Source organism: Massilia sp. GCM10023247, assembly GCF_042653325.1.
In the GTDB taxonomy this organism is placed as follows: Bacteria; Pseudomonadota; Gammaproteobacteria; order Burkholderiales; family Burkholderiaceae_D; genus Telluria.
The window spans coordinates 1-23,457 of record NZ_JBHSIB010000025.1; the positions used below are offsets into that span (position 1 = coordinate 1).

Annotated in this window: 18 protein-coding genes; 7 read left to right on the forward strand and 11 right to left on the reverse strand. The window is 71.4% G+C overall.

Annotated features, from left to right (window positions below):
• From ACFPAH_RS20665 to ACFPAH_RS20675, 3 genes are all read left to right on the forward strand, one after another.
• Positions 1-584 (forward strand): HlyD family secretion protein (locus tag ACFPAH_RS20665; RefSeq protein WP_379749108.1); only part of this gene is annotated, 584 nt, incomplete at its 5' end.
• Positions 574-3,300, forward strand: coding sequence for a ribosome-associated ATPase/putative transporter RbbA (gene rbbA, locus ACFPAH_RS20670; protein WP_379749110.1), 2,727 nt, complete (start codon positions 574-576; stop codon positions 3,298-3,300). The genes ACFPAH_RS20665 and rbbA, both read left to right, overlap by 11 nt.
• 2 nt (positions 3,301-3,302) lie before the next feature.
• Complete coding sequence (locus ACFPAH_RS20675) at positions 3,303-4,430, forward strand: ABC transporter permease (RefSeq protein WP_379749113.1); 1,128 nt, start codon at positions 3,303-3,305, stop codon at positions 4,428-4,430.
• Here ACFPAH_RS20675 and ACFPAH_RS20680 read toward each other — a convergent pair.
• The gene (locus ACFPAH_RS20680) at positions 4,359-4,844 is read right to left on the reverse strand and encodes a hypothetical protein (protein ID WP_379749115.1); all 486 of its coding nucleotides are present in this window, start codon (positions 4,842-4,844) and stop codon (positions 4,359-4,361) included. The genes ACFPAH_RS20675 and ACFPAH_RS20680 overlap by 72 nt on opposite strands.
• Positions 4,845-5,064: 220 nt before the next feature.
• Between ACFPAH_RS20680 and ACFPAH_RS20685 the strand changes: the two genes are divergently transcribed.
• Positions 5,065-6,054 carry a zinc-dependent alcohol dehydrogenase family protein gene (locus tag ACFPAH_RS20685; protein WP_379749210.1) on the forward strand — a complete coding sequence of 330 codons (990 nt, stop codon included), beginning with the start codon at positions 5,065-5,067 and terminating at the stop codon, positions 6,052-6,054.
• Positions 6,055-6,061: 7 nt separating this feature from the next.
• Here the strand turns inward: ACFPAH_RS20685 and mgtA are convergent, their stop codons facing one another.
• Positions 6,062-8,638 carry a magnesium-translocating P-type ATPase gene (gene mgtA / locus ACFPAH_RS20690; protein WP_379749117.1) on the reverse strand — a complete coding sequence of 859 codons (2,577 nt, stop codon included), beginning with the start codon at positions 8,636-8,638 and terminating at the stop codon, positions 6,062-6,064.
• Between the two features lie 381 nt (positions 8,639-9,019).
• Between mgtA and ACFPAH_RS20695 the strand changes: the two genes are divergently transcribed.
• Both ACFPAH_RS20695 and ACFPAH_RS20700 read left to right on the forward strand, forming a co-directional pair.
• On the forward strand, positions 9,020-11,704 hold the full coding sequence (locus tag ACFPAH_RS20695; RefSeq protein ID WP_379749119.1) for a GNAT family N-acetyltransferase: 2,685 nt from the start codon (positions 9,020-9,022) through the stop codon (positions 11,702-11,704).
• Positions 11,701-12,288, forward strand: coding sequence for an NAD(P)H-dependent oxidoreductase (locus ACFPAH_RS20700; RefSeq protein ID WP_379749121.1), 588 nt, complete (start codon positions 11,701-11,703; stop codon positions 12,286-12,288). Before ACFPAH_RS20695 ends, ACFPAH_RS20700 begins: the two co-directional genes overlap by 4 nt.
• Positions 12,289-12,294: 6 nt before the next feature.
• On the opposite strand, the gene ACFPAH_RS20705 is transcribed toward ACFPAH_RS20700, so the two are convergent.
• The 9 genes from ACFPAH_RS20705 to ACFPAH_RS20745 all read right to left on the reverse strand — a co-directional run bounded on the left by ACFPAH_RS20705 (position 12,295) and on the right by ACFPAH_RS20745 (position 22,692).
• On the reverse strand, positions 12,295-14,094 hold the full coding sequence (locus ACFPAH_RS20705) for a PHA/PHB synthase family protein (protein WP_379749212.1): 1,800 nt from the start codon (positions 14,092-14,094) through the stop codon (positions 12,295-12,297).
• Positions 14,095-14,112: 18 nt separating this feature from the next.
• Positions 14,113-14,934, reverse strand: coding sequence for a universal stress protein (locus tag ACFPAH_RS20710; RefSeq protein WP_379749123.1), 822 nt, complete (start codon positions 14,932-14,934; stop codon positions 14,113-14,115).
• Between the two features lie 28 nt (positions 14,935-14,962).
• Positions 14,963-16,018, reverse strand: coding sequence for an NAD(P)-dependent alcohol dehydrogenase (locus ACFPAH_RS20715; RefSeq protein ID WP_379749125.1), 1,056 nt, complete (start codon positions 16,016-16,018; stop codon positions 14,963-14,965).
• Positions 16,019-16,049: 31 nt separating this feature from the next.
• Positions 16,050-16,892: a universal stress protein gene (locus ACFPAH_RS20720; RefSeq protein WP_379749127.1), complete on the reverse strand. Its 843-nt coding sequence runs from the start codon at positions 16,890-16,892 to the stop codon at positions 16,050-16,052.
• 12 nt (positions 16,893-16,904) lie between these two features.
• Positions 16,905-17,336 (reverse strand): universal stress protein, encoded by a 432-nt coding sequence (locus ACFPAH_RS20725; RefSeq protein WP_379749129.1) that lies wholly within the window; start codon positions 17,334-17,336, stop codon positions 16,905-16,907.
• 176 nt (positions 17,337-17,512) lie between these two features.
• A complete protein-coding gene (locus ACFPAH_RS20730; protein ID WP_379749131.1) occupies positions 17,513-18,337 on the reverse strand; it encodes a universal stress protein in 825 nt (274 codons plus the stop codon).
• 47 nt (positions 18,338-18,384) lie between these two features.
• Positions 18,385-20,934, reverse strand: coding sequence for a cation-translocating P-type ATPase (locus ACFPAH_RS20735; protein WP_379749133.1), 2,550 nt, complete (start codon positions 20,932-20,934; stop codon positions 18,385-18,387).
• Positions 20,935-20,995: 61 nt separating this feature from the next.
• Positions 20,996-21,499 (reverse strand): universal stress protein, encoded by a 504-nt coding sequence (locus tag ACFPAH_RS20740; RefSeq protein ID WP_379749135.1) that lies wholly within the window; start codon positions 21,497-21,499, stop codon positions 20,996-20,998.
• A 173-nt stretch (positions 21,500-21,672) separates the two neighbouring features.
• Complete coding sequence (locus tag ACFPAH_RS20745) at positions 21,673-22,692, reverse strand: hypothetical protein (RefSeq protein WP_379749137.1); 1,020 nt, start codon at positions 22,690-22,692, stop codon at positions 21,673-21,675.
• 237 nt (positions 22,693-22,929) lie between these two features.
• Here ACFPAH_RS20745 and ACFPAH_RS20750 point away from each other — a divergent pair, with 237 nt between their 5' ends.
• Positions 22,930-23,391 carry a universal stress protein gene (locus ACFPAH_RS20750; RefSeq protein WP_379749139.1) on the forward strand — a complete coding sequence of 154 codons (462 nt, stop codon included), beginning with the start codon at positions 22,930-22,932 and terminating at the stop codon, positions 23,389-23,391.
• Positions 23,392-23,457: the final 66 nt, after the last annotated feature.

The window sequence follows — 23,457 nt, forward strand, 5'->3', positions numbered from 1 at the left end:
CGGCCGCGGTGGCGGCGGCGCAGGCCCAGCGCGAGGCGGCCCATGCGGCGGTCGATGCCGCCGCAGCCCAGCTGGTCGGCGCGCGCTCGGCGGTGGCCGCCGCCGAGGCGACGCTGGCACGCATCGAGGCCGAACTGCGCGAAGGCGTGCTGCGCGCGCCGCGCGCCGGGCGCATCCAGTACCGCGTCGCCCAGCCCGGCGAAGTGCTGCCCGCCGGCGGCAGGGTGCTCAACCTGATCGACCTGACCGACGTCTACATGAGCTTTTTCGTTCCCGAAACCGCCGCCGGCCGCCTCGCGCTCGGCGCGGAAGTGCGCCTGCGGCTCGATACGGCACCCGGCTTCGTGGTGCCGGCCGCGATCACCTATGTCGCCAGCACGGCCCAGTTCACCCCGAAGTCGGTCGAAACGGCCAGCGAGCGCGAAAAACTGATGTTCCGGGTCAAGGCCCAGGTCGACCGTTCCCTGCTCGAACGGTACGCCAGCCAGGTCAAGGCCGGCGTGCCGGGCGTGGCCTGGGTCCGGCTCGACCGGCGCCGGCCCTGGCCGCCGGAACTGGCGCTGCGGGGCCGCGATGAGGGATGAACCGGCCCCGGCGGCACGGGTCGCGGGCCTGTCCCTGCGCTATGGCAAGGTGAGCGCGCTCGACACCGTCGACCTGGCCTTGCGCGCCGGCGCCATGACCGGGCTGATCGGGCCGGACGGCGTCGGCAAGTCGAGCCTGCTGGCGGTGCTGGCCGGCGCGCGCCGCGTCAGGCAGGGCAGGGTCGAGGTGCTCGGGGGCGACATGCGGCGCGCCGCCTTCCGTGCAGCCGTCTGTCCACGCATTGCCTACATGCCCCAGGGCCCGGGCAAGAATCTGTATCCCACGTTGAGCGTCGAGGAAAACCTGCAGTTCTTCGCCCGCCTGTTCGGCCAGGACGAGCAAGCCCGGCGCGCGCGCATCGACCTGCTCACGCGCAGCACCGGCCTGGCGCCCTTCGCCGCCCGCCCGGCGGGCCAGCTCTCGGGCGGGATGAAGCAGAAGCTGGGCTTATGCTGCGCCCTCATTCATGAGCCCGACTTCTTAATCCTCGACGAGCCCACCACCGGCGTCGACCCGCTCGCGCGCGCCCAGTTCTGGGAGCTGGTCGGCGCCATCCGCGCTGCCCGGCCCGGCCTGACGGTGCTGGTGGCGACCGCCTACATGGACGAGGCGCGCCGCTTCGACCACCTGGTCGCGCTCGATGCCGGGCGGGTGCTGGCCGAGGGCAGTCCGGACCAGTTGCTGGCGCGCACCGGTACCAGCAACCTGGAGCAGGCCTTCGTGGCGCTGCTGCCGAGGGAGCGGCGCGGCGTGGCGCATCCACCGCCGCCGCTGCGCGCCCGTGCTGCGCCGACAGACGGCCCCGCGATCGAGGCGCGCGGCCTGTCGCGGCGCTTCGGCGAATTCGTGGCGGTGCGCGACGTCAGTTTCCGGATCGAACGCGGCGAGATCTTCGGCTTCATCGGCTCCAACGGCTGCGGCAAGACCACCACCATGAAGATGCTGACCGGCCTGCTGGCGCCTTCAAGCGGGGAGGCGCGCCTGTTCGGGCGTACCCAGGCGTATCGCGATCCCGCGGCGCGGCGGCGGGTCGGCTACATGTCGCAGGGTTTTTCCTTGTACGGGGAACTGACGGTGCGCCAGAACCTGCTGCTGCACGCGCACCTGTTCGACCTGCCCGAGGCGCAGGCGGCCGCGCGCTGCGCCGCGCTGGCGGGGCGCTTCGGCCTGGAGAGCGTGCTCGACAGCTTGCCGGAACGGCTGCCGCTCGGGGTGCGCCAGCGGCTGTCGCTGGCGGTGGCGCTGGTGCACGGTCCCGAGCTGCTGATCCTCGATGAGCCGACCTCGGGCGTCGATCCGGTCGCGCGCGACGGCTTCTGGGCGCAGATGCTGGCGCTGTCGCGCCAGGACGGCGTCACGATCTTCGTCTCCACCCATTTCATGAACGAAGCGGAGCGCTGCGACCGGGTGGCGCTGATGCACGCCGGACGGGTGCTCGCCAGCGGCACGCCGCGCGCCCTGCGCGAGGAGCGCCAGGCCGCCAGCCTGGAGCAGGCCTTCATCGGCTGGCTGCGCGAGGCCGGCGGGGAGGAAGCCGCTGCCCAGGCGCCAGGCTGGCCGGCGCCGCGGCCGGGCCGGGACGACCGGGCCGCCGGCGGCGGCCGGCTGCTGCGCGCTGCCGCCTGCTGCCGGCGCGAGACGCTCGAACTGGTGCGCGACCCGGTGCGCGCGGCGCTCGCGATGCTCGGCTCGCTGCTGTTGATGGTCGTGATCGGCTACGGCATCGGCATGGATGTGGAAGACCTGCGCTATGCCGTGCTCGACCGCGACGGCAGCGCGCTCAGCCGCGATTACGCGTCCGGCCTGGCCGGGTCGCGCTACTTCGTCGAACGGCCGCCGCTTTCCTCCTACGACGACCTGGACCGGCGCATGCGCTCGGGCGAACTGGCTCTGGCGATCGAGATCCCGCCCGGCTTCGGGCGCGCCGTCGAACGCGGGCGCGGGGCCGAGGTCGGCGCCTGGATCGACGGCGCCAATCCGGTACGCGCCGAAACCGTCGGCGGCTATGTCGAAGGCCTGCATGCGCACTGGCTCGCAAGCCGGCCCGAACTGGCGCCGGCGGCTGTCCCGGCGGTCGGGATCGAGACGCGCTTTCGCTACAACCCGGACGTGCGCAGCCTGCCGGCGATGGTGCCGGCCATCATCGCCATCCTCCTGCTGAACCTGCCTGCCATGCAGGCCGCGCTGGCGGTCGTTCGCGAAAAGGAGCTGGGCTCGATCGTCAACCTGTATGTGACACCCTTGCGCCGCAGTGAATTTCTTCTCGGCAAACAGGCGCCCTATGTCGCGTTGTCCATGGTTAACGCGGTACTCATGAGCCTGGTAGCGGCGACGGCGCTCGGCGTCCCGCTCAAGGGCAGCGTGCCGGCTTTCCTGGTCGCAGCCTTTCTCTACTGCATTTGCTCGACCGGGATCGGGCTGCTGGCCTCGAGCTTTACGCGCAGCCAGATCGGCGCCATCTTCTTTACCATGATCGGCACCATGCTGCCGGCCATCCAGTTCGCCGGCCTGATCAACCCGGTGACCGCGCTGCAGGGGGCGGGCAGGGTGGTCGGCGAAGCCTACCCGGCCTCGCACATGCTGACGATCGCGCGCGGCGTGTTCAGCAAGGCGCTCGGCTTCGCCGAGCTGGCGCCCGACTTCCTTGCCCTGCTGGCCGCCGTGCCCGTGATCCTCGGCCTGGCCATCCTCGCGCTGCCGCGCCAGGAGCGCTAGCGATGGGCGCCGTATCGCTGCGCAAGATCTGGCGCCTGGGGATCAAGGAACTGTGGAGCCTGGCGCGCGACCCGGTGATGCTGGTCCTGATCGCCTACACCTTCACGGCCGGTGTGTATGTGGCGGCAACGGCCCAGCCCGACACCTTGAGCCGGACCGCGCTGGCGATCGTCGACGAGGACGTATCGCCCCTGTCGCTGCGCATCCGCACGGCCTTCGCGCCGCCGCTGTTCATGCCGCCGCAATTGCTGTCGCTCGACCAGGTCGACGCCAGCCTGGACCGGGGCCAGACCACCTTCGTGCTGGTGATTCCGGCCGGCTTCCAGCGCCGCGTGCTGGCCGGCCGCGCCGCCACCCTGCAGCTGAACGTGGACGCCACCCGCATGAGCCAGGCGTTTACCGGCAGCGGCTACATCCGGGCGATCGTGCTCGGCGAAGTCGAGTCCTTCCTGTACGGCGGGCGGGCCCCGGCGCAGCCTGCGGTCGGGCTGGCGCTGCGCGCGCGCTTCAACCCGGCGCTGGCGCCCTCCTGGTTCGGCGGCTTGATGGAAATCGTCAACAACATCACCATGCTGTCGGTGATCGTCACCGGCGCGGCCCTGATCCGCGAGCGCGAACACGGCACCGCACAGCACCTGCTGGTGATGCCGGTCTCGCCGCTCGAGATCGTGCTGGCCAAGCTGTGGGCGATGGCGTCGGTGGTCATGCTGGCGGCGCTGCTGGCGCTGCTCGGGATCCTGCACGCGCTGCTGGGCGTGGACGTGCAAGGCTCGATCGCGCTGTTCATGGCGGGCTGCGCGCTGCACCTGTTCGCGACCTGCTCGCTGGGCATCCTGATGGCGACCGTGGCGCGCAGCATGCCCCAGTTCGGGATGCTCGTGATCCTGGTGCTGCTGCCGCTCCAGATGCTGTCCGGCGCCAACACGCCGCGCGAGAGCATTCCCTTCGTGCTGCGCGAGCTGATGCTGCTGGCGCCGACCACCCATTTTGTCGAGTTGAGCCAGGCCATCCTGTTTCGCGGCGCCGGGCTCGAGACGGTATGGCGCCCGTTCCTGGCGCTACTGGGAATCGGCGGCGTCCTGTTCGGGATCTCGCTCGCGCGCTTCGGCAAGGTGATGCGCGCCGACTGAGGGCATGCGCGCCGCCGCCCAGTGGGCGTGGCGTACCAGGGGCTGGGCCCGCAGGTGGCCTGGCGCCGGGACCGGCAGGGGCTGGCGCAGGATGGCGTCCAGCGCCTGTGCCACCTGGCGGCCCAGCGCCGGTTCGCCCGCTTCGACGCGCGCGGCGGCGCGGTGCAGCGCGCACAGGATGACGGCGTGGTCGGCGCGGCGTGGCCGCAGGCAGGCCTCGCCCAGCAGGTCGAGGAGCGCCTCTTCGTGGCGGAAGGCCGCTTCGACTGCCGCCACCAGGGCCGGGAACCCTTGCGCGAACCCGGCGTCGGCACTGTCCCGCAGGACCGCCAGTTGCGCCAGGAGCCGGCCGCGGCGCTGGCGCAGCGCGGCGCAGGCGACGTGGGGAACCATGTGGAATCGTGCAAGTTTCATGCTGTGCCCCGGTATCGTGGATCAAGATAAGGAGTGTCCCGGTTCGTGCTCCAAATTTTTTTGATGTGCATCAAAGGCTGATGCCTCGCCTGGTAGGATGAAAGGCAGGTGGCGCGCGCGGGCCTGAAGCGGGCCTGCCCGTGTCCGTTTCGGTTCAGGACAGGAGACCGTCATGGCAAGCAAGCCGAGTGCTCCAATGGTGCCCGCGGCCGGCGCAACGATGCGGGCGATGCTGCTCGGCGCGCCCGGCGCGCCCCTGCAAGCGGCGCGCCTGCCCATTCCCCGGCCGGCAGGGCACGATGTCCTGATCCGGGTGGCCGCCTGCGCCGTCTGCCGCACCGACCTCCACATCGTCGACGGCGAGCTTGCGCCGCACCTGCTTCCGCTCGTGCCCGGCCATGAAATCGTCGGCACGGTCGTGGCCGGCGGCAGGGAAGCGGGACGCTTTCGCATCGGTACCCGCGTCGGCGTGCCCTGGCTGGCTGGCAGTTGCGGCGCCTGCGCGTATTGCAGGGGCGGGCGCGAGAACCTGTGCGATCGCGCCACGTTCACGGGTTACGACCGGCACGGCGGCTTTGCCGAGTACACGCTGGCCGACGAGCGCTACTGCTTCGCGCTGCCGCCAGCCTACGACGACGCGCACGCCGCGCCCCTGCTGTGCGCCGGGCTGATCGGCTACCGTGCCTATGTCCTGGCTGGCCCGGCGCGCCGGCTCGGGCTGTACGGCTTCGGCGCCGCCGCCCACCTGGTGGCGCAACTGGCGCGGCGCCAGGGACGCGAACTGTTCGCCTTCACGCGCCCGGGTGACACGGCTGCCCAGGACTTTGCCCGCAGCCTGGGCGCGCACTGGGCCGGGCCGGCGGACGTCGATCCGCCCGCGCCGCTCGACGCCGCCATCCTGTTCGCTCCTGCCGGCGACCTGGTGCCGCGCGCGCTGGCGGCCTGCGCGAAGGGCGCCACCGTGGTCTGCGCCGGCATCCACATGAGCGACATCCCGGCATTCCCTTATGCGCTGCTGTGGGGCGAGCGCTGCCTGCGCTCGGTCGCCAACCTGACGCGCGCCGACGGCGAGGCGTATTTGCGCCTGGTCGCCCATGGCGAAGTCGCGACCAGCGTCCTGCCTTATCCGCTCGAAGCGGCCAACACCGCGCTGGCCGACCTGCGTGCCGGCCGCATCGCCGGCGCGGCGGTGCTGCTGCCGGGCCTGTGAAACCCGTTCAGCCGATACCGAAGCGCCGGATCAGCCAGGATTTGACGAACACGGTCAGCCCCGCGTACGCGGCCAGGATCGCGCCCAGGCCGCCCCAGTAGGCGCTTGGGAGCGGCACGAAGCCGAACAGGGACGCCAGCGGCGAGCCCGGCAGCCAGAGGCCGAGCGCGCACACCAGCAGGCTGGCTGCCACCAGTGGCGCGGACGGGCGCGTGGCGCCGCCGCCGGGCAGGCCGGTACGGATCACGTACACGATCAGGGTCTGGGACAGCAACGATTCGACGAACCAGCCGGTCTGGAACAGCGCCACGTTGGCGGCCGCTCCCACGCCGAACCAGAGCAGGGAGAAGGTGGCATAGTCGAACAGGGAGCTGATGGGCCCGAAGCAGAGCACGTAGCGGCGGATGCTGTCGACTTCCCAGCGCCGGGGCAGGGCCAGGTAGCCGGGGTCCACCCGATCGGTCGTCAGCGCCGTCTGCGAGCAGTCGTAGAGCAGGGTATTGAGCAGCACCTGGAGCGGCGCCATCGGCAGGAAGGGGAGCAGCACGCTGGCGCCGAGCACGCTGAGCATGTTGCCGAAGTTGGAGCTGGCGCTCATGCGGATGTACTTGACGATGTTGCCGAAGACGATGCGTCCGGCCAGCACCCCGTCGTCGACCGCGACCAGGCTTTTCTCCAGCAGCACCAGGTCCGCCGATTCGCGCGCGATGTCGGCGCCGGTATCGACCGCAATGCCGACGTCCGCGCAGCGCAGCGCCGGGCCGTCGTTGATGCCGTCGCCCAGGAAACCGACCACCCGGCCCCGGCCCTGCAGGGCCCGGATCACGCGCGTCTTTTGCTGCGGGGTCAGCTTGGCGAAGACGGTCGCGCTTGCGGCCGCCGGGCCGAGCGCGGCATCGTCCAGGCGCTCGACGGCGCGCCCGTCGAGGATGCGGCCGGCATCGATGCCGACCAGGCCGCAGACGTGGGCGCAGACCGCGGCATTGTCGCCGCTGAGCACCTTGACGGCGACCCCGTGCCGGGCCAGCGCCCGGATCGCCGGTGCCGCCGACTCCTTGGGCGGGTCGAAGAAGGCGGTGTAGCCGAGCAGCACCATGTCGCGTTCCAGCGCCGCCTCGGCCAGGCAGCACTCGTCGGGGGCCAGGGTGCGAAAGGCGATCGCGATCACGCGCAGGCCTTCGCCGTTCAAGCCCTCGGCCACGCTGCCGAGCGTGGCCGCATGGCCGGCGCCGAAGGCTATCCGCTTGCCGTCCAGCTCGGCACTGGTGCAGGCGCCGGTGATCTCCTCGACCGCACCCTTGCAGATCAGCAGGCGCCCGCCGTCCGGGCGCTCGAGTACCACCGACATGCGGCGGCGCTCGAAGTCGAACGGGATTTCGCCGACCTTGCGCCAGTCGGCCCCGGCCGCGACGCGCGCGTGGACGTGTGCGTGACGCAACACCGCCGTGTCGAGCAGGTTGCGCAGGCCGGTCTGGTAGAAGCTGTTCAGGTAGGCGTAGTCGAGGACGCGCTCGGACGGCTTGCCGGCGATGTCGACGTGCCGCTCCAGCACCACCCGGTCCTGGGTCAGGGTGCCGGTCTTGTCGGTGCACAGGACATCGATCGCCCCCAGGCTCTGGACCGCGCCGAGGCGCTTGACGATGATGCCGCGCCCCGACAGCAGCAGCGCGCCGCGCGCCAGATTCACGGTGACGATCATCGGCAGCATTTCCGGCGCCAGGCCGACCGCCACCGCGGTCGCGAACAGCAGCGCCTGGTGGAGCTCGCCCTTGGTCGCCCAGTTGATCGCAAACACCAGCGGCGCCATCGCCAGCATGAAGCGCAGCAGCAGCGCCACCACCCGGTCGATGCCGCGCTCGAACGCGGTGCGCTCGCGCGCCTCGGCCAGCAGCGCGGCGAGCCGGCCGAACTGGGTCGCGGCGCCGGTCGCGATCACCAGCGCCCGGGCACTGCCGCTGGTGACGTGGGTGCCCATGAAGCCGATATTGGCCAGGTCGTCGGGCGCGCTGCCGTCCGCCAGCACACGTGCGTGCTTCGCCACGGGCAGCGCTTCGCCGCTCAGCGCCGACTGGTCGACGAACAGGTCGACCGCCTCCAGGAAGCGCAGGTCGGCCGGGACCAGGTCGCCGGCGGCGAGCGCCACCACGTCGCCCGGGACGAGCGCTTCCAGCGGGCAGGCGCACGGGGCGGCAGGGCTGCCGTCCGGCCCCGGCCGGATCACCTGGACGTCGGTGCGCACCAGCGCGCGCAGGCGCTGGACGGCGCGCCGCGAGCGGTGCTCCTGGACGAAGCCGAGCAGGATGGAGAGCACCACGATGGCGGCGATCACGGCGGCGCTGGCGGCCTGTCCGGTGGCGAGGTCGAGCGCGGCCAGGGCCAGCAGGAGCAGCGGAAGCGGCCGGGCGAAGCCGGCCAGCAACATGGCCAGCGGATGCGTTTCGCTGCGGTCGGCGACGGCGTTGCGGCCGTGGCGCGCCAGGCGTGCCGCCGCCTCGCCGGGCGCCAGCCCGGCCGCCGACGAGCCGAGCGCGGCCAGGGCCATGCCGGCTTCCATGCGGGCCGCGGCGGCCGGTTCCGAAGGCACGCCCGGTGACCTGTCTCGTTCCCCCATCTGGCCCACCGTTCCTGCCTCGCTGGTAAAGGGAGCGCGGGGACGCGGGGGCGCGCCGCGCCGCCTGCGGCCGGGCCTGGATGAGGCGCCAGCCGGATTGTGCTGGAAGGGCCAGTGTCGGCGTGCGCCCGGGCTTTGTACTTGATTTGCATCAAATGCGCTTGGCGGACAGGTCCTTGCACGCAAAGCCGGACGCCGGATGGCGGCGCCGGGTCAGGTCAAGCAGGTTCGTGGAATGCGTGCTCGCCCGGATGTGGTAGGTGTTTGATCCAAGTCAAATACCGGCCTGTTCCTGCGGCGGCTGCCGAGGTAAGCTCGGACTTCGGCTACTTTGACAAGGCGCAGGAGAACCCGATGAGCATCCGCAACCTGACTCACTTCTTCACGCCCGATGCGGTGGCCCTGGTGGGGGCGTCGGCGCGCGCCGGCAGCGTCGGCGCGACGGTGCTGGCCAACCTCGTCAGCGGCGGCTTTGGCGGCGAGATCTGGCCCGTCAATCCGAAGTACGGCGAGCTGCTGGGGCTGCAAGTATTTCCCGATGTATCGCGCCTGCCGCGCGCACCGGCGCTGGCCGTGGTGTGCACGCCGGCGGCGACGGTGCCGGGCATCGTGGCCCAGCTTGGCGCGCTCGGCTGCCGGGCCGTGGTCGTCCTCAGCGCCGGCCTCGACGCGCCGGGACCGGGCGGCGCCGCCCTGCGCCAGGCCATGCTCGACGCGGCGCGGCCTTACTTGCTGCGCATCCTCGGCCCGAACTGCGTCGGCCTGCTGGTGCCCGGCATCGGCCTGAACGCCAGCTTCGCGCCGGCGGCGGCGCTGCCCGGACGGATGGCGTTTGTCGCCCAGTCCGGGGCGCTGGTGACGGCCGTGCTGGACTGGGCGCGCGAGCGCCGGATCGGCTTCTCCTCCTTCATCTCGCTGGGCGACGGCACCGACGTCGACCTCGGCGACCTGCTCGACTACCTGGCCGGCGATCCCGGCACCGACGCCATCCTGGTGTATGCCGAAACCATCCGCCAGGCGCGCAAGTTCCTCTCGGCGGCGCGCGGCGCGGCGCGCGCCAAGCCGACCGTGATCGTCAAGGCGGGCCGGGCGCCGGAGGCTGCGCGCGCCGCCTTCAGCCACACCGGGGCGCTGGCCGGGGCCGACCTGGTGGTCGATGCGGCGCTGCGCCGGGCCGGCATGTTGCGCGTGCATACGACGGCCGAACTGTTCGACGCGACGGCGATGCTGGCGCACCGCCTGCGGCCGGGCGCGGGACGCCTGGCGATCCTCACCAACGGCGGCGGCCCCGGCGTGATGGCGACCGATGCCCTGGCCGACGCCCACGGCACCCTGGCGCGGCTGAGCGACGCCACGCTGGCGCGGCTGGACGAGGGCTTGCCGTCCAACTGGTCGCGGGGCAACCCGGTCGATATCGTCGGCGACGCGCCGGCCGCGCGCTATCGCCACGCGCTCGAGGCCTTGCTGGCTTCGCCCGACGCCGACGCCGTGCTGCTGATCCACGCGCCGACCGCGATCGTCCCGGCGGCCGAGGTGGCGCGGGTGCTGCTGCCGCTGCTGCGGGCGGCCGCGAAGCCGGTGTTGTGCTGCTGGCTGGGCGGGGCCAGCGTGGCGGAAGCGCGCCGGCTGTGCCTGGACGCCGGCCTGCCGCTCTTCGATACCCCGGAAGAGGCGGTCCGCGCCTTCATGCAGCTGATCGACTACGGTCGCAACCAGGCCCTGCTCATGCAGGTGCCGGCCGCCGGCCGCCTGGCCCCGCCCGACCGCGTGGCGGCGCGCGCCCATGTCGGGCGCCTAATGGCCGCCGGCTGCCTGTCCGTGGGCGAAGCGGACGCCAAGCAGCTCCTGGCATGCTACGGCATCGCGTCGGTGGCGACCGAGCTGGTCCCGGACGAAGTCGATGCGCTGGCGGCAGCGCGCCGGATCGGCTACCCGGTCGCGCTGAAAATCGTGTCGCCCGACATTCCCCACAAGTCCGATGTCGGCGGGGTCGTGCTCGACCTGAACGATGCCCAGGCCCTGTCCGCGGCGGCGGCCCGCATGCGCGAGCGGGTGCGGGCACTGCGTCCGGAAGCGCGCCTGTTCGGCTTCACGGTCCAGGCCATGGCCCGGCGCCCGCAGGCGCTGGAGCTGATCGTCGGCCTGTCGCTCGACCCGGTGTTCGGGCCGGTCGTCCTGTTCGGGCAGGGCGGGGTGGCGGTAGAAGCGAATGCCGACCAGGCGGTCGGGCTGCCGCCGCTGAACCGGGTCCTCGCGCGCGACATGATTTCGCGCACCCGGGTGGCGCGCCTGCTGGCCGGTTTCCGCGACACGCCGCCGGCCGACCTCGAGGCCGTGTGCGACGTGCTGGTGCGGGTGGGGCAAATGGCGGCCGACCTGCCCGAGCTGTGCGAACTCGACATCAATCCGCTGCTGGCCGACAGCCACGGCGTGCTCGCGCTCGACGCGCGCATGCGCCTGGCGCCTGCCGACGGCGCCGATCCGCTGGACCGCCTGGCGATCCTGCCGTATCTGGATGCGCTCGAGCGCCAGGTCGACACCAGCCTCGGCCCGCTGACCCTGCGCCCGATCCGGCCCGAGGACGCTCCGGCGCACCAGGCCTTCTTCCGCGCGCTCACGCCGCAGGACGTCCACTTCCGCATGTTCGGCAGCGCGCGCGAGCTGTCGGACGCGCAGCTGGCGCGTTTTACCCAGATCGACTATGCGCGCGAGATGGCCTTCATCCTGACGCGGCCGGCCGCGCAAGGCCGCGAGACGCTCGGGGTGGTGCGGGTGGCCGTCGATCCCGACGGCATCGCCGGCGAATTCGCGATTGTCGTGCGCTCCGACCTGCAGGGCAAGGGCCTGGGCACGATCCTGATGACGGCGCTGGTCGACTACTGCCGCGCGCGCGGCCTGCGCGAGATCACCGGCGTCGCGCTCGCCGAAAACCTGGGCATGCACGCGCTGGCGCGCCGCCATGGATTTTCGGTCCGCTTCGACCCCGGCGGCTCGGTGACGCTGCGGCGCGTGCTCGACACGAAAGGAGAGACCCAATGAAGCGGCGCATCCTCATCATCCAGGGACATCCCGACTGCCATGCGCGCCACCTGTGCCATACCCTGGCGCAGGCCTATGCCGACGGCGCGCGCGGCGCCGGCCATGCGGTCGAGACGGTGGAACCGGCCCGCATCGACTTTCCCCTGCTGCGCAGCGCGGACGAGTGGCAGCAAGGCGCGGTGCCGGCCCAGCTGGCGGCGGCGCAGGGCGCGATCGCGCACGCCAACCACCTGGTCCTGATTTATCCCTTGTGGCTGGGCGAGATGCCGGCCTTGCTGAAGGGTTTCCTCGAACAGGTGGCGCGGCCCGGCTTCGCGATCGCGACAGACGTCCGCAATCCCCTGCACGCGGGGCTGCTGGGCGGACGCAGCGCGCGGGTGGTCGTCACCATGGGCATGCCGGCGGCGCTCTACCGGGTCTTCTACCGCGCCCACAGCCTGAAGGCCCTGCAGCGCAATATCCTCGGTTTCGCGGGCATCAAACCGGTGCGCACCAGCCTGGTCGGCGGCGCCGGGGCGCTGACGCCGCAGCAGGTCGAGCGCTGGTGCGACCACCTGCGCCAGCTCGGCGCCGCGGCCCGCTGACGGGCTTCAAGGTTCCAGCACGTAGCGTCCCGGCGCGTTTTCGCCGCCGGCCGGCGGGGGCGGGGGAGTGGTCAGCGGTCCGGCATGCCTTGCCAGCCAGGTCTCCCAGGCCGGCCACCAGCTGCCTTCGTAGACCAGCGCTTCGCGCTGCCAGCGCTCGGGGTCGACGTAGGGCGCGTCGGGCGCCTGGGTCGTCAGCTGGTAGCTGCGTCCGTCCTCGCCCGGCGGCGCCACCACGCCGGCATTATGGCCCCCGGAAGTGAGCAGGAAATCCACTTGGGAATCGGTGAGCAGCCCGATCTTGTAGACCGAGCGCCAGGGTGCGACGTGGTCGGTGCGGGTGCCGACCGCGAAGATCGGCACCTCGATATCGGGCAGCGCGACCGGCTTGCCGTCGACCAGGTAGCGCGCGCTCGCCAGGTCGTTGTTGAGGAACAGGCGGCGCAGGTATTCCGAGTGCATGCGGTAGGGCATGCGGGTGGCGTCCGCATTCCAGGACATCAGGTCGCTCTCGCGTTCGGGCAGGTCGAGCAGGTAGTGGCGCAAGCGCCGCGACCAGATCAGGTCGTTCGAGCGCAGCAGCTGGAAGGCGCCCGCCATCTGGCGGGTGTCGAGGTAGCCCTGGCTCCACATCGTCGCCTCGAGAAAGTTGACCTCGCTCTCGTCGATGAAGAGGGAGAGCTCGCCCGGTTCGGTGAAGTCGACCTGGGCCGCCAGCAGGCTCAGGCTGGCCAGGCGCCGGTCGCCGTCGCGCGCCATGGCGGCGGCCGCGATGGCCAGCAGCGTGCCGCCCAGGCAGTAGCCGCAGGCGTTGACTTGCGGCGCGCCCGTCTCCTGCACGATGGTATCGAGCGCTGCCATTACGCCCAGGCGGCGGTAATCGTCCAGGCCGAGGTCGCGTTCGGCCGCGCCCGGATTCTTCCATGAGATGACATACACCGTATGCCCCTGGCCGACCAGGTAGCGCACCAGCGAGTTGGCCGGCGACAGGTCGAGGATGTAGTACTTCATGATCCAGGCCGGCACGATCAGGAGCGGCAGCGCATGCACCTGCGGCGTCGCCGGGTCGTAGCGGATCAGTTCGGCCAGGCGGTTGCGCAGCACGACCTTGCCGGAGGTGATCGCCACGTCGCGCCCCGGCAGCAGGCCGGGCGCGGCGGCCTGGCCGGCCACGGCGCGCCAGCCATCCTCGATCGCGCGTGCCGCGCCCGCCGCCAGGTTGGTGCCGCCCCGCTCGAACGTAACCTGCTGGACGACCGGGTTGGTGGCCACGAAGTTCGACGGCGCCACGCAGTCGAGCAACTGGCGCGCGACGAAGGTCGCGACATCGGCATGGTGCCGCGAGACGCCGCGCACCCCGTTGGTGGCGCGGTGCCACCACTGCTGTTGCAGCAGGAAGCCCTGGCTCAGCGCATTCCAGGGCCAGCGCTGCCAGGCCGGGTCGACGAAGCGTTTATCCTGCGCCAGCGGGGCGACCGGACCGGCCAGGTTGGCGGTGGCGGCGCCGCCGCAGTACTCGATCCAGCGCCAGGCGGCGGAGAAGGCATGGTTTGCCAGCTCGGACTGCTTGTCAGGGGACAGCAGCAGGTGGCTGCTCCAGTCGAGCCAGGCCAGGGCCAGCGCCGCCGGCGACACGTGGCCGGTGAAGCGGCCGAGCCAGGCGTTCACCGCCAGGTCGGCCGCCGCGTGCTCGACCGCGGTCTCGGGATATTCGTGGTGCGTGCCTTGCCAGGCACTGGCGTCGCGTTCGGGCGTGGCGGCGGGAGGGAAGCCGGGTCGGTTCATGTGCGCTCGTCGAGTGTGGATCGGTGTCGATCAGGGTAATCAGTGGGCAAACAGCACCGGCAGCGTGGTGCGCTCGAGCAGGATGCGGGTGACGCCGCCGAGTACGATTTCGCGATAGCGGCTGTGGCCGAATGCGCCGGTCACCAGCAGGCCGGCACCATGCGCGTCGGCGAGCCGCAGCAGGGCTTCCCCTGCGGGCAGGTTGGTCCGGTCGACGACGACCTCGACGGGCACGCCGTGACGCGCCAGGTACAGGGCCATGTCGGCGCCGGGTTCGTCGCCGTGGATGCCGCTCTCCTGCTCGGGATTGATCACGGCCAGGCGCACGCTATGGGCGCGCGCGAGCAGCGGCAAGGCGCCGGAGATCGCGCGCAGCGCCGGCACGCTGCCGTCCCAGCCGACGACGATGCTGTCGGCGATCGGCGCGCCCGCATACGAGGGCGGGACCGCGAGCAAGGGCCGCGGCCCGTGGAGCGCGAGGTATTCCGGCAGTCCGCGCACGGTGGAGGCCGGATCGTCCCGGCTCACCACCAACAGGTCGGCATAGCGCGACTGCAGCAGCAGGGCAGGTCCGTTCTGGTCCTCGACCAGGCGGCCTTCCAGCGACTCGACGCCGTGCCGGCGCGCGCGCTCGGCGAACTGGTCCAGGCACTTGCGGCCCTGTGTGCGCAACACTTCGTAGTCGGCGCCCGGCATGACGCCCATCGAGCCGTTGAGCATGGCAAACGCGGCCCAGGACATGCCGGTCGCGGCGGCGCCGACCAGGTGCGCCCCATGGGCGTTCGCAAGCAGGGCAGCAGCGCTCAGCCGGCTCTCCATCGCAGGGCTGTCGTCGGCGTGGACGAGGATGGTCTTGTACATGGCAATTCCTTTCGGGGGAAGGTACTGGTCAGGGAACGATCGCGACTTTCAGCACGCCGTCGCGCTGGTTGGCGAAGAGTTCGTAGGCCTCCTCGATCTGTTCCAGGCGAAAGCGGTGGGTGACCAGCGGCTGGAGGTCGAGCCGCCCGGAGGCGACGACGTTCATCAGCCGCCGCATCCGCTCCTTCCCGCCCGGGCACAGGGTGGTGACGATGCGGTGGTCGCCCAGCCCGGCCGCGAACGCGTCCACCGGCAGGGTCAGCTTGCCGGAATAGACCCCGAGGCTCGACAGGGTGCCGCCGGGCCGCAGGCAGCGCAGGCAGCTCTCGAAGGTCTGCTGGGTGCCGAGGGCTTCGATGGCGACGTCCGCGCCCACGCCGTCGGTCAGGCGCATGATTTCCTCGACCGGGTCGCGCTGGCTGTAGTCGATCACGTGGTCGGCGCCCAGGCGACTGGCCATTGCCAGCCGTTCCGGCAGCCGGTCGACGGCGATGATGCGCGACGCGCCGCGCAGGCGCGCGCCGGCGGTGGCGCACAGGCCGATCGGGCCCTGGGCGAATACCGCCACCGTGTCGCCGATGCGGATGCCGCCGCTCTCGGCGCCGCCGAAGCCGGTGCTCATGATGTCCGGACACATCAGGACCTGCTCGTCGCTCAGGCCATCCGGGATCGGCGCCAGGTTGGCCATGGCAAACGGGACCCGGACATATTCGGCCTGGCAGCCGTCGATGGTATTGCCGAAGCGCCAGCCGCCGATCGCATGGCCGCCGCACTGCGCCTGGTGGCCGTCGAGGCAGGAAAAGCATTGGCCGCAGGGGCAGATCGCGCCGGCGACGACGCGCTGGCCGATCGTGTAGCCGGTGACGCCGGCGCCCAGTTCATGGATGACGCCGACCGGTTCGTGGCCGATGGTCAGGCCGTCGGCCACCGGGTACTCGCCCTTGAGGATATGGACGTCGGTGCCGCAGATCGTGGTCATGGTGATCTTGACGATCGCCTCGCCGGGACCGGCACGCGGGACTGGTTTGCGGCCCAGCACGATCCGGCCGGGGCCCGTGAAGACGGCTGCATTCATGTTCGTCATCGTTTGCTCCTTGTCGGGTTTGCGGGGCGGCTCAGCGCGCCATCAGTACCGGCAGCGCCGCCTCCCGCAGGACGGTCCTGCTGGCGCCGCCCAGCAGCAACTCCTGGAAACGGGTATGCCCGTAACAGCCCATCACGACCAGGTCGCAGCCCTGCTCGGCCGCGAGGGCGAGGATGGCGCGGCCGGTGTCGCCGTGCGGATCGCGCAGCACGGGCTCGGCGCGCACCCCATGGCGCCCGAGGAAGGCAAGGGCGTCGTCCAGTTCCGCCTGTCCCAGGCGATCGCTCGGGAACACCGGCGTCAGCACGGCCAGGGCGACCTGGGCGGCGCGCTGCAGCAGGGGCAGCGCCGCGGCCATCGCGACCGCCGCCTCGCGGCTGCCGTTCCAGCACAGCAGGATGCGGCGCGGGCAGGCTGCCGCGGCGGCGGCGCGCGGCACCACCAGCACCGGGCACGCCGCATTGAAGACCACATGGTCGGGCATGCGCGAGGCCGGCGGCAGGTAACCCAGGCTTTCGTCGGGATCGTCCTGGCTCAGCACCACCAGGTCGGCGCAGCGCGCCAGCAGGGCCAGCGCCTCGGGCGCCTGGTCGCTCACCAGCCGTGCTTCGTGCGACAGGCCGTGGCGCCGGGCGATCTGCTCGAAGGCATCGAGTGCACGGCGGGCCGTGCGCACCAGCGGATCGACATAGCCGGCAAGCAGGGTTCCCGGCGCGGCATCGCAGCCGTCCGGGAAGACGGCGCGCGAAATACCGGTCATTGCCGCGCCGACCAGATGGGCGCCATGTTCGGCGCACAGTGCCGCGGCCAGCTCGATGCGCGCGGGAGCGTGGCGTGACGGGTCGACGTGCACGAGGATGGTCTTGAAATGCATGGGGCTGGCCTCTCAGGTGGCGTGGCAGGGAACAACCATGACCGGGACGGCGCTGTGCGCGAGCACCGCTGCCGTCTGGCTGCCCGGCAGCGAGCCGCGGCCGGTGCGCTTGCTGCGCAGGGCCATGACGATCAGGCCGCAATCGAGGTCGCGGGCAAGCTCGAGGATGGCTTCGCTGGGCGCATCCGCACGCCGTGTCAGGAGTTGGGCGGCCACACCTGCCTGGGCGGCGCGGCGCTCGACATCGGCCAGGCATGCCCGGGCCTGGTCTTCGCTTTCCGGGGCGGCGACGACGCCCATCCCCTCGCTCAGGAGCGGACGCAACGGAACCACGTGCAGGCCGACGATCTGCGCGCCGCTATCGTGCGCAAACGCCATCGCCGCGTCGACCGCGGCCGTCGAGGCGGGGCTGCCATCGGTAGGAACGAGTATCCGCTTTGTCATCCGACTCTCCACGTTGGTACTATCCTGTTTTGGCCCGGGCCAGCGGACCGGTATCGTCTCTGACACAGTTTCCCGGTCACGGCAGTCGACTGCCATGATCTGGATCAAATGCATTGGACTGATCGAAGGAACTTTAACCAAGGCACTAGACGACTATCCGTATATCTGCTTGCGGCTCAGTGCGCCATCAGCACGGGAACCGTCATGTCCCCCAGGATCGAGCGCGTCACCCCGCCGAGCAGCAGTTCGCTCAGCCGCAAGCGGCCATAACCGCCCATCACCAGCAGGTCGGCGCCGCGCTCGGCCGCCAGCGACAGCAGCGGTTCGCCGCTGTCGAGCCGCGCCGCTTGGACGACGCATTCGGCGCCGATTCCCTGCCGCTTCAGGTAGGCCTGCAGCTCCGGGCCGGCTGCGGGCGCGTCGGGAGCGCAGAAGCTGGCCACGGTGACGCTCGCGGCCCGGCGCAGCAAGGGCAGTGCGCCGTCCAGTGCCCGGGTTGCTTCGACACTGCCGTTCCAGGCAAGCAACACGTGCCGGCCTGCGCTGGCGTCGCGCTGGATATAGGGAACGACCAGCACCGGCCGCGGGCAGGCCAGCAGCACGTGCGCGGCCAGGTCGCCGCCCGTCGCCGGCGCCGGCGTGCCGGGGTCCGTCTGGCCCAGCACCACGAGGTCGGCATAGCGCCCCGACAGCGCCAGCCCGGCGCCCACCTCGTCGTCCACCAGGCGCTGCTCGAACGAGGGCACCCCGGCAGCCGCCGCCAGTCCGATAAAGCGCTCCAGCGCTTGTTCTGCGCGGCGGTACAGCGTGTCCATCAGCGGCGCGAGCACGGTACGCGCCAGGTCCGCGCCGGCTTCGCGGTAGTAAAAGCGCGACACCCCGGTGAGGGCGACGCCGACCAGGTGTGCGTCGTGGCGCAGCGCCAGTTGCGCCGCCAGGGCGATGCGCGCCTCGCCCTGTGGGGTCGCCTCGGCGTGTACCAGGATCGTCTTGTAGTCCATGTCTGGCTCCGTTCTCGCTCCGTTTGCGGTTGGGTTGTCGTGTGCGGTCAAGCCGGCAAGGCGCGCGGCCGGCGCCGCCGCGCCAGCTTGAGCAGGTCGAAGGGCAGGGCGGCGGCCAGCCCCAGCCCCACGGCCGCGAATGCGTACTGCGGCGGCGGCGCGTCGAACTGGAACAGCCGCGCCAGCGCTTCCACGTACAGGGCCGCAGCCAGCGCGCACAGCGCCGCGCCGGCGACGATCCAGGCGACCCGGTTGGCGCGGCGCACGACCTCGAACAGGGTGAGGGCGCGCGAGCGGTTGCCGAAGATCAGGCCGACGTTGGCGGCCACCAGCGCGGCGAAGGCAAAGGCCCGCGCCTGGCCCGCGGGGAGCGCGTCGAGCGCCCAGCCGTAGGCGGCAATCACGGTCACCAGCACCGTCAGGCCCTGGGCCAGCGCCAGCACCAGCGCTTGCCGGTCCAGCAGGGGGGCGTTGCGCGCGCGCGGCGGGCGGCGCATCAGGTCCGGTTCCTCGGCCTCGTTCTCGAAGGCCAGCGCGCAGGCCGGGTCGATCACCAGCTCGAGGAACACGATGTGGATCGGATACAGGACGACCGGCCAGCCCAGCATCACCGGCAACAGCGCCAGGCCAGCCGTCGGCACATGCACGGCGACGATGTAGACCATGGCCTTGCGCATATTGGTGTAGATGTGGCGGCCGAGCCGCACGGCGCGCACGATGGAGGCGAAGTGGTCGTCGGTCAGCACCAGGTCGGCGGCCTCGCGCGCGACGTCGGTGCCGCGCTGGCCCATGGCGATGCCGACGTGGGCCGCCTGCAGGGCCGGCGCGTCGTTGACGCCGTCGCCGGTCATGGCGACCACCTCGCCGTCGCGCTGCAGGGCGCGCACGATGCGCAGCTTCTGCTCGGGGGCGACGCGGGCGCAGATGTCGGTCGCGCGCAGCGCCTCGGCCAGCGTGGCGTCGCCGGCCGCGGCGATCTGCGCCCCGCTCAGCGGCGCCTGGCCGGCCAGGCCCGCCTGGCGTCCGATGTTGAGCGCAGTCGCCGGATAGTCGCCGGTGATCATCATGACGCGCATGCCCGCCGCCCGGCATTCCCCGACCGCCTCCCTGACGCCTTCGCGCAGCGGATCGGCGAAGCCGACCAGCCCGAGGGGAACGAAGTCGAAGTCGTGGACCGCGTCCGGCCAGGGCGGGGCCTGATGCCTGGCCCGGGCCACCGCCAGTACCCGCAGGCCGCGCGCGGCCATGGAATCGGCCGCGGCGAACAGGGGCGCGGCCGATGCCGGCGTCAAATGGCAGAGGTCGGCGATGGCCTCGAGCGCGCCCTTGGCCGCCACCACGGCCTGCGGCCCGGCGCCCGGATGCCAGCCATGGGCGACGGCGCGCAACTCGGCGCTCATGCCGTACTCGCGCGCCAGCGTCCAGCCGGCGCGCCCGGGTTCGGCGGCGTCAGGAAAGTCGGCGCCCAGCCGGTGCAGGGCCTGGTCCATCGGCTCGAAACCGTCCGCGCGGCTGGCGAGTATGCCGGCGTCGAGCAGGACGGCCAGGCTGCCCGGGAGGGCTTCTCCGCCCCGCATGCCGGCCTGCCATTCGACCCCATCGGCATACAGCGCGGCAACCCGCATGCGGTTTTCGGTCAGGGTGCCGGTCTTGTCGACACACAAAACCGTGGTGGCCCCCAGCGTCTCGATGGCGCTGAGCTGGCGGGTCAGGACTTTCGCGCGTGCCAGGCGCGAGGCGCCCAAGGCCGGGAACAGGGCCAGGACGACGGCGAATTCTTCCGGCAGCATGGCCAGCGCCAGCGCCAGGCCCGCGAGCAGCGCCTGCAGCAGGCCGGCGCCCTGGGCCATGTAATACAGGACCAGCAGCAGGCTGACCGCCGCGCCGGCGACACCGAAGCGGGCGATCACGGAGGCCATCTGGCGCTGCAGCGGCGAGCGCTCGGGAACCAGGCCGGCGAGCGACTGGCCGATGCTGCCGATGGCGCTGGCGGCGCCGGTGGCGGTGACGCGCAGCAGGCCGTGGCCGCGCACCACCAGCGTGCCGGAGAACATGGCCGCGGGCTGGTCGGCGCCGGGAGCGGCGGCCGGCGCGGGTGAAGCGGGCGCCGGACGCTTGGCGACCGGTTCGGACTCCCCGGTCAGCAGGGACTCGTCGGCCTGGACGTCCTGGCCTGCGACCAGCAGCCCGTCGGCCGGGATGCGGTCGCCCTCGCCGATGACGCACAGATCCCCGACGACGACCTCGCGGCTGTCGACCTGCAGCCTGGTTCCAGCGCGGATGACGAGGGCGCGCGGCGTGCTCAGGTCGCGCAGGGCGCTCAATGCGCGCTCGGCCTTGCCCTCCTCATACAGGGTCATGCCGAGCGTGGCCAGCACCAGGGCGAACATCAGGATGCCCTCTGACCGCTCGCCCAGCACCAGGTAGAGCGCACCGGCGGCGAGCAACAGCACGAACATCGGTTCGCGTGCGGCCTGCGCCGCGATCACCCACCAGCCGCGCCGCGCCGTCGAGGGCAGCGCGTTCGGACCGTCCTCGGACAGCCTGCGCGCCGCTTCGTCCGGGTCGAGCCCGGCGTGGGCGTCCGGTGCGTTCATGCGGGCGCCTGTCCCGCCATGGCGGCGAGGGCGCAAGCCTGCGATGGCTGCCGGCAGTGCATCAGTCGGACGCTTGCGAGCCGTCCGCGGCGCGGGACGGCTCGCGGCCATTTCCATGCGCCGCGTCCGGCCGGTAGACCATCACCGGGACCGGCGAATAGGCCAGCACACGCTGGGTCACACTGCCTGCGATCAGGCGGCTCAGGCCGCGCCTGCCGTGCGATGCAATGAAGATCAGGTCGCAGTGCTGGCGTTTCGCGACGGCAATGATTTCGTCGGCAGGCGAAGCGCCATACGCCGTCAGCGCCGTGCAGTCCACGCCGGCCTTGCGCGCGGCCTCGGCAACCTGGGCCACATGGTGTTCCGCCTGCTCCAGCAGGACGTCGACGCCCAGGCTGGTGCCGGCCGCCACCGCGCCTTCCGCCGACAGCAGCACGGGTTCGGGATAGGCAACCGACAGCGCGACGATATTCCCGCCGCAGGCGCGCGCAAAGGCAATGGCGGCGTTCACGGCCACCGTTGCGATGGCAGAACCGTCGGTCGGCACCAGAATCCGTTGGTACATGGCATTTTCCCCCTTGTAGATCCGTGTTGTACGTCCCTGTAGGTGTCCCGGCAGCGCATGCCTGCCCAGGGCGCTTGGCGTCGCCGCCAGAATGCGCGCTGCGAATTGTCGCGTCCTTGATGCAGATCAAACACCCGACCAGGATCCGAGAACGCGGCTCGCCAAAAAAGCCGTCACGGCGGGTTCCAGCGAACAGGGTCGAGGCGCACGATCCGGTACTGGTTGGCGCGAAACCCCCATGCCAGGATCTGGCCACGATCGTTGATGTCGACACCTGCCTCCAGCTGCCAGCCGCTGCCCGGCAGGAGCCGGTCGTTCAGGTTGAAGAGCCGGCCGCGCTCGTACAGGAAGGCCCGCGTTTCCAGCCAGCGGATGTTGGCGCCCCCCACGACCTGCCCGAGCTTGTTGATGGCGACGGCGAAGGCGAAGGGGCCACCCAGCGTGCCCAGGTCGGTCGTCTGCCCGTTGCTGTAGAGGAAGGCCTTGCCGTCGGAGGGCGACGCCGCGCCCGGCAGGCCGGCCGAGCCGACGATGTCGCCTCGCTCGTTGATATCCTCCGGCAAGCTCCAGGGCGCGATACGGGGTCCGATCAGCCGCACGCGGCCCCGCATCCAGACCACGGCCTGCTCCGCGCCGGCAATGCCGACCACCTGGCCGCGGTCGTTGATGCCCCGCGAGTAGGCCAGGTAGCCCGGATCGGCCGCAGGCAGTTCGCGCAGCCTGCCGTGCGAAAACAGGAAGGGCACGTTGCCGCGGCCCGGGGGCGTATGATTGCCCGTGATCTCGCCGCGATTGTTCAGCCCGGTCACGTTCGCGCTGCCGCCAAGCACGGCAAGGTCGCGCATCGTGCCGCGCGCCCACAGGAACAGGTGGACTCGGCCATCGAGACCGAGCGACAGCCCGGCCACCTCGGCGCGGTCGTTGATGGCGCCGGCCGTGCTGTAGCCGCCGAGCGTGCCGAGGTCGGTTCGCACGCCGCCGCTTTCGATGAATCCGTGCGTCACCCCGGTCGAGGTGACGAAGTTGCCGATCCCCTGGCCCTGGTTATTGATGTCGTGGACCGGGAATTCGGTCACGACGACGCGGTACATCCTGGCCGTGCCCTTGCCGTCTGCGGCTGGCGCAGGCGAAGGTACAGCCAGCAGGGCCAAGGCTGCCGCTCCCGCGGAAACCGATTTGACGAGCAAGTCCATGTCTGTCCCCTGACGTCACGCGTCGCACAAGTAGCACGAGTCCAGAGGCTAGGATTCGTGGCCCCGTCGGATTTGATCCCGATCATAGGTGCGCGGCTTATGGCAGCGTTGCCGCACGGTTCCGGCCGGGAAGCAATTCGAGGAATTTGATTCAGGTCAAAGCTTTTGCACCTTGCAACGATCATTCTGATGTCGAATCCACACGCCCTACAATGACCAGCCGCTGGAGGCAGAACCATGTTTCGGAGAATCCTGATCGCGACCGATGGCTCCTGGCTGGCTGAGTCAGCAGCACGTGCCGCGATCTCCCTCGCCAAGGGCGGCAAGGCGGAAGTCCTGGCTTTCTCGGCCGCGCCTCCGTATCCGGTGCGGCTGACCGGACGCGAGACGAAAGCGGATATCGAGGCGGCAATGGCTGAGGCGCACCAGGAGGCGATCGCACACGTGGCGACGGTGGCCGGCCTGGCCCATGAGGCGGGCGTTGCCTGCCGTACGGTGACCGCCATCTCGCCGTTTCCGGGCGACGAGATCATCCATGTCGCCGAGGAGAACGCGTGCGACCTGATCGTCCTCGGCGCCAGCGGCGGGCGCATCGTTCCGCCGGGACTGGCCGGCGGCGTGGCCCAGCAAGTGCTGGCCTACTCGCCGGTGCCGGTCCTGATGTTGCGCGATGCCGGCAGGCCGGAACACACGCTCTGAGCTTGTCACGCATATCAGGCGGAACCGAGAAATTGTCGGAATCGACTTTGGTCCCGGCCACCGGTT

Bases quoted from the DNA above. Each gene is read 5' to 3' on its own strand.
- rbbA (WP_379749110.1), top strand. From the start codon at position 574: ATGAGGGATGAACCGGCCCCGGCGGCACGGGTCGCGGGCCTGTCCCTG.
- ACFPAH_RS20675 (WP_379749113.1), top strand. From the start codon at position 3,303: ATGGGCGCCGTATCGCTGCGCAAGATCTGGCGCCTGGGGATCAAGGAA.
- ACFPAH_RS20680 (WP_379749115.1), bottom strand. From the start codon at position 4,844: ATGAAACTTGCACGATTCCACATGGTTCCCCACGTCGCCTGCGCCGCG.
- ACFPAH_RS20685 (WP_379749210.1), top strand. From the start codon at position 5,065: ATGCGGGCGATGCTGCTCGGCGCGCCCGGCGCGCCCCTGCAAGCGGCG.
- ACFPAH_RS20695 (WP_379749119.1), top strand. From the start codon at position 9,020: ATGAGCATCCGCAACCTGACTCACTTCTTCACGCCCGATGCGGTGGCC.
- ACFPAH_RS20700 (WP_379749121.1), top strand. From the start codon at position 11,701: ATGAAGCGGCGCATCCTCATCATCCAGGGACATCCCGACTGCCATGCG.
- ACFPAH_RS20710 (WP_379749123.1), bottom strand. From the start codon at position 14,934: ATGTACAAGACCATCCTCGTCCACGCCGACGACAGCCCTGCGATGGAG.
- ACFPAH_RS20715 (WP_379749125.1), bottom strand. From the start codon at position 16,018: ATGACGAACATGAATGCAGCCGTCTTCACGGGCCCCGGCCGGATCGTG.
- ACFPAH_RS20720 (WP_379749127.1), bottom strand. From the start codon at position 16,892: ATGCATTTCAAGACCATCCTCGTGCACGTCGACCCGTCACGCCACGCT.
- ACFPAH_RS20725 (WP_379749129.1), bottom strand. From the start codon at position 17,336: ATGACAAAGCGGATACTCGTTCCTACCGATGGCAGCCCCGCCTCGACG.
- ACFPAH_RS20730 (WP_379749131.1), bottom strand. From the start codon at position 18,337: ATGGACTACAAGACGATCCTGGTACACGCCGAGGCGACCCCACAGGGC.
- ACFPAH_RS20735 (WP_379749133.1), bottom strand. From the start codon at position 20,934: ATGAACGCACCGGACGCCCACGCCGGGCTCGACCCGGACGAAGCGGCG.
- ACFPAH_RS20740 (WP_379749135.1), bottom strand. From the start codon at position 21,499: ATGTACCAACGGATTCTGGTGCCGACCGACGGTTCTGCCATCGCAACG.
- ACFPAH_RS20745 (WP_379749137.1), bottom strand. From the start codon at position 22,692: ATGGACTTGCTCGTCAAATCGGTTTCCGCGGGAGCGGCAGCCTTGGCC.
- ACFPAH_RS20750 (WP_379749139.1), top strand. From the start codon at position 22,930: ATGTTTCGGAGAATCCTGATCGCGACCGATGGCTCCTGGCTGGCTGAG.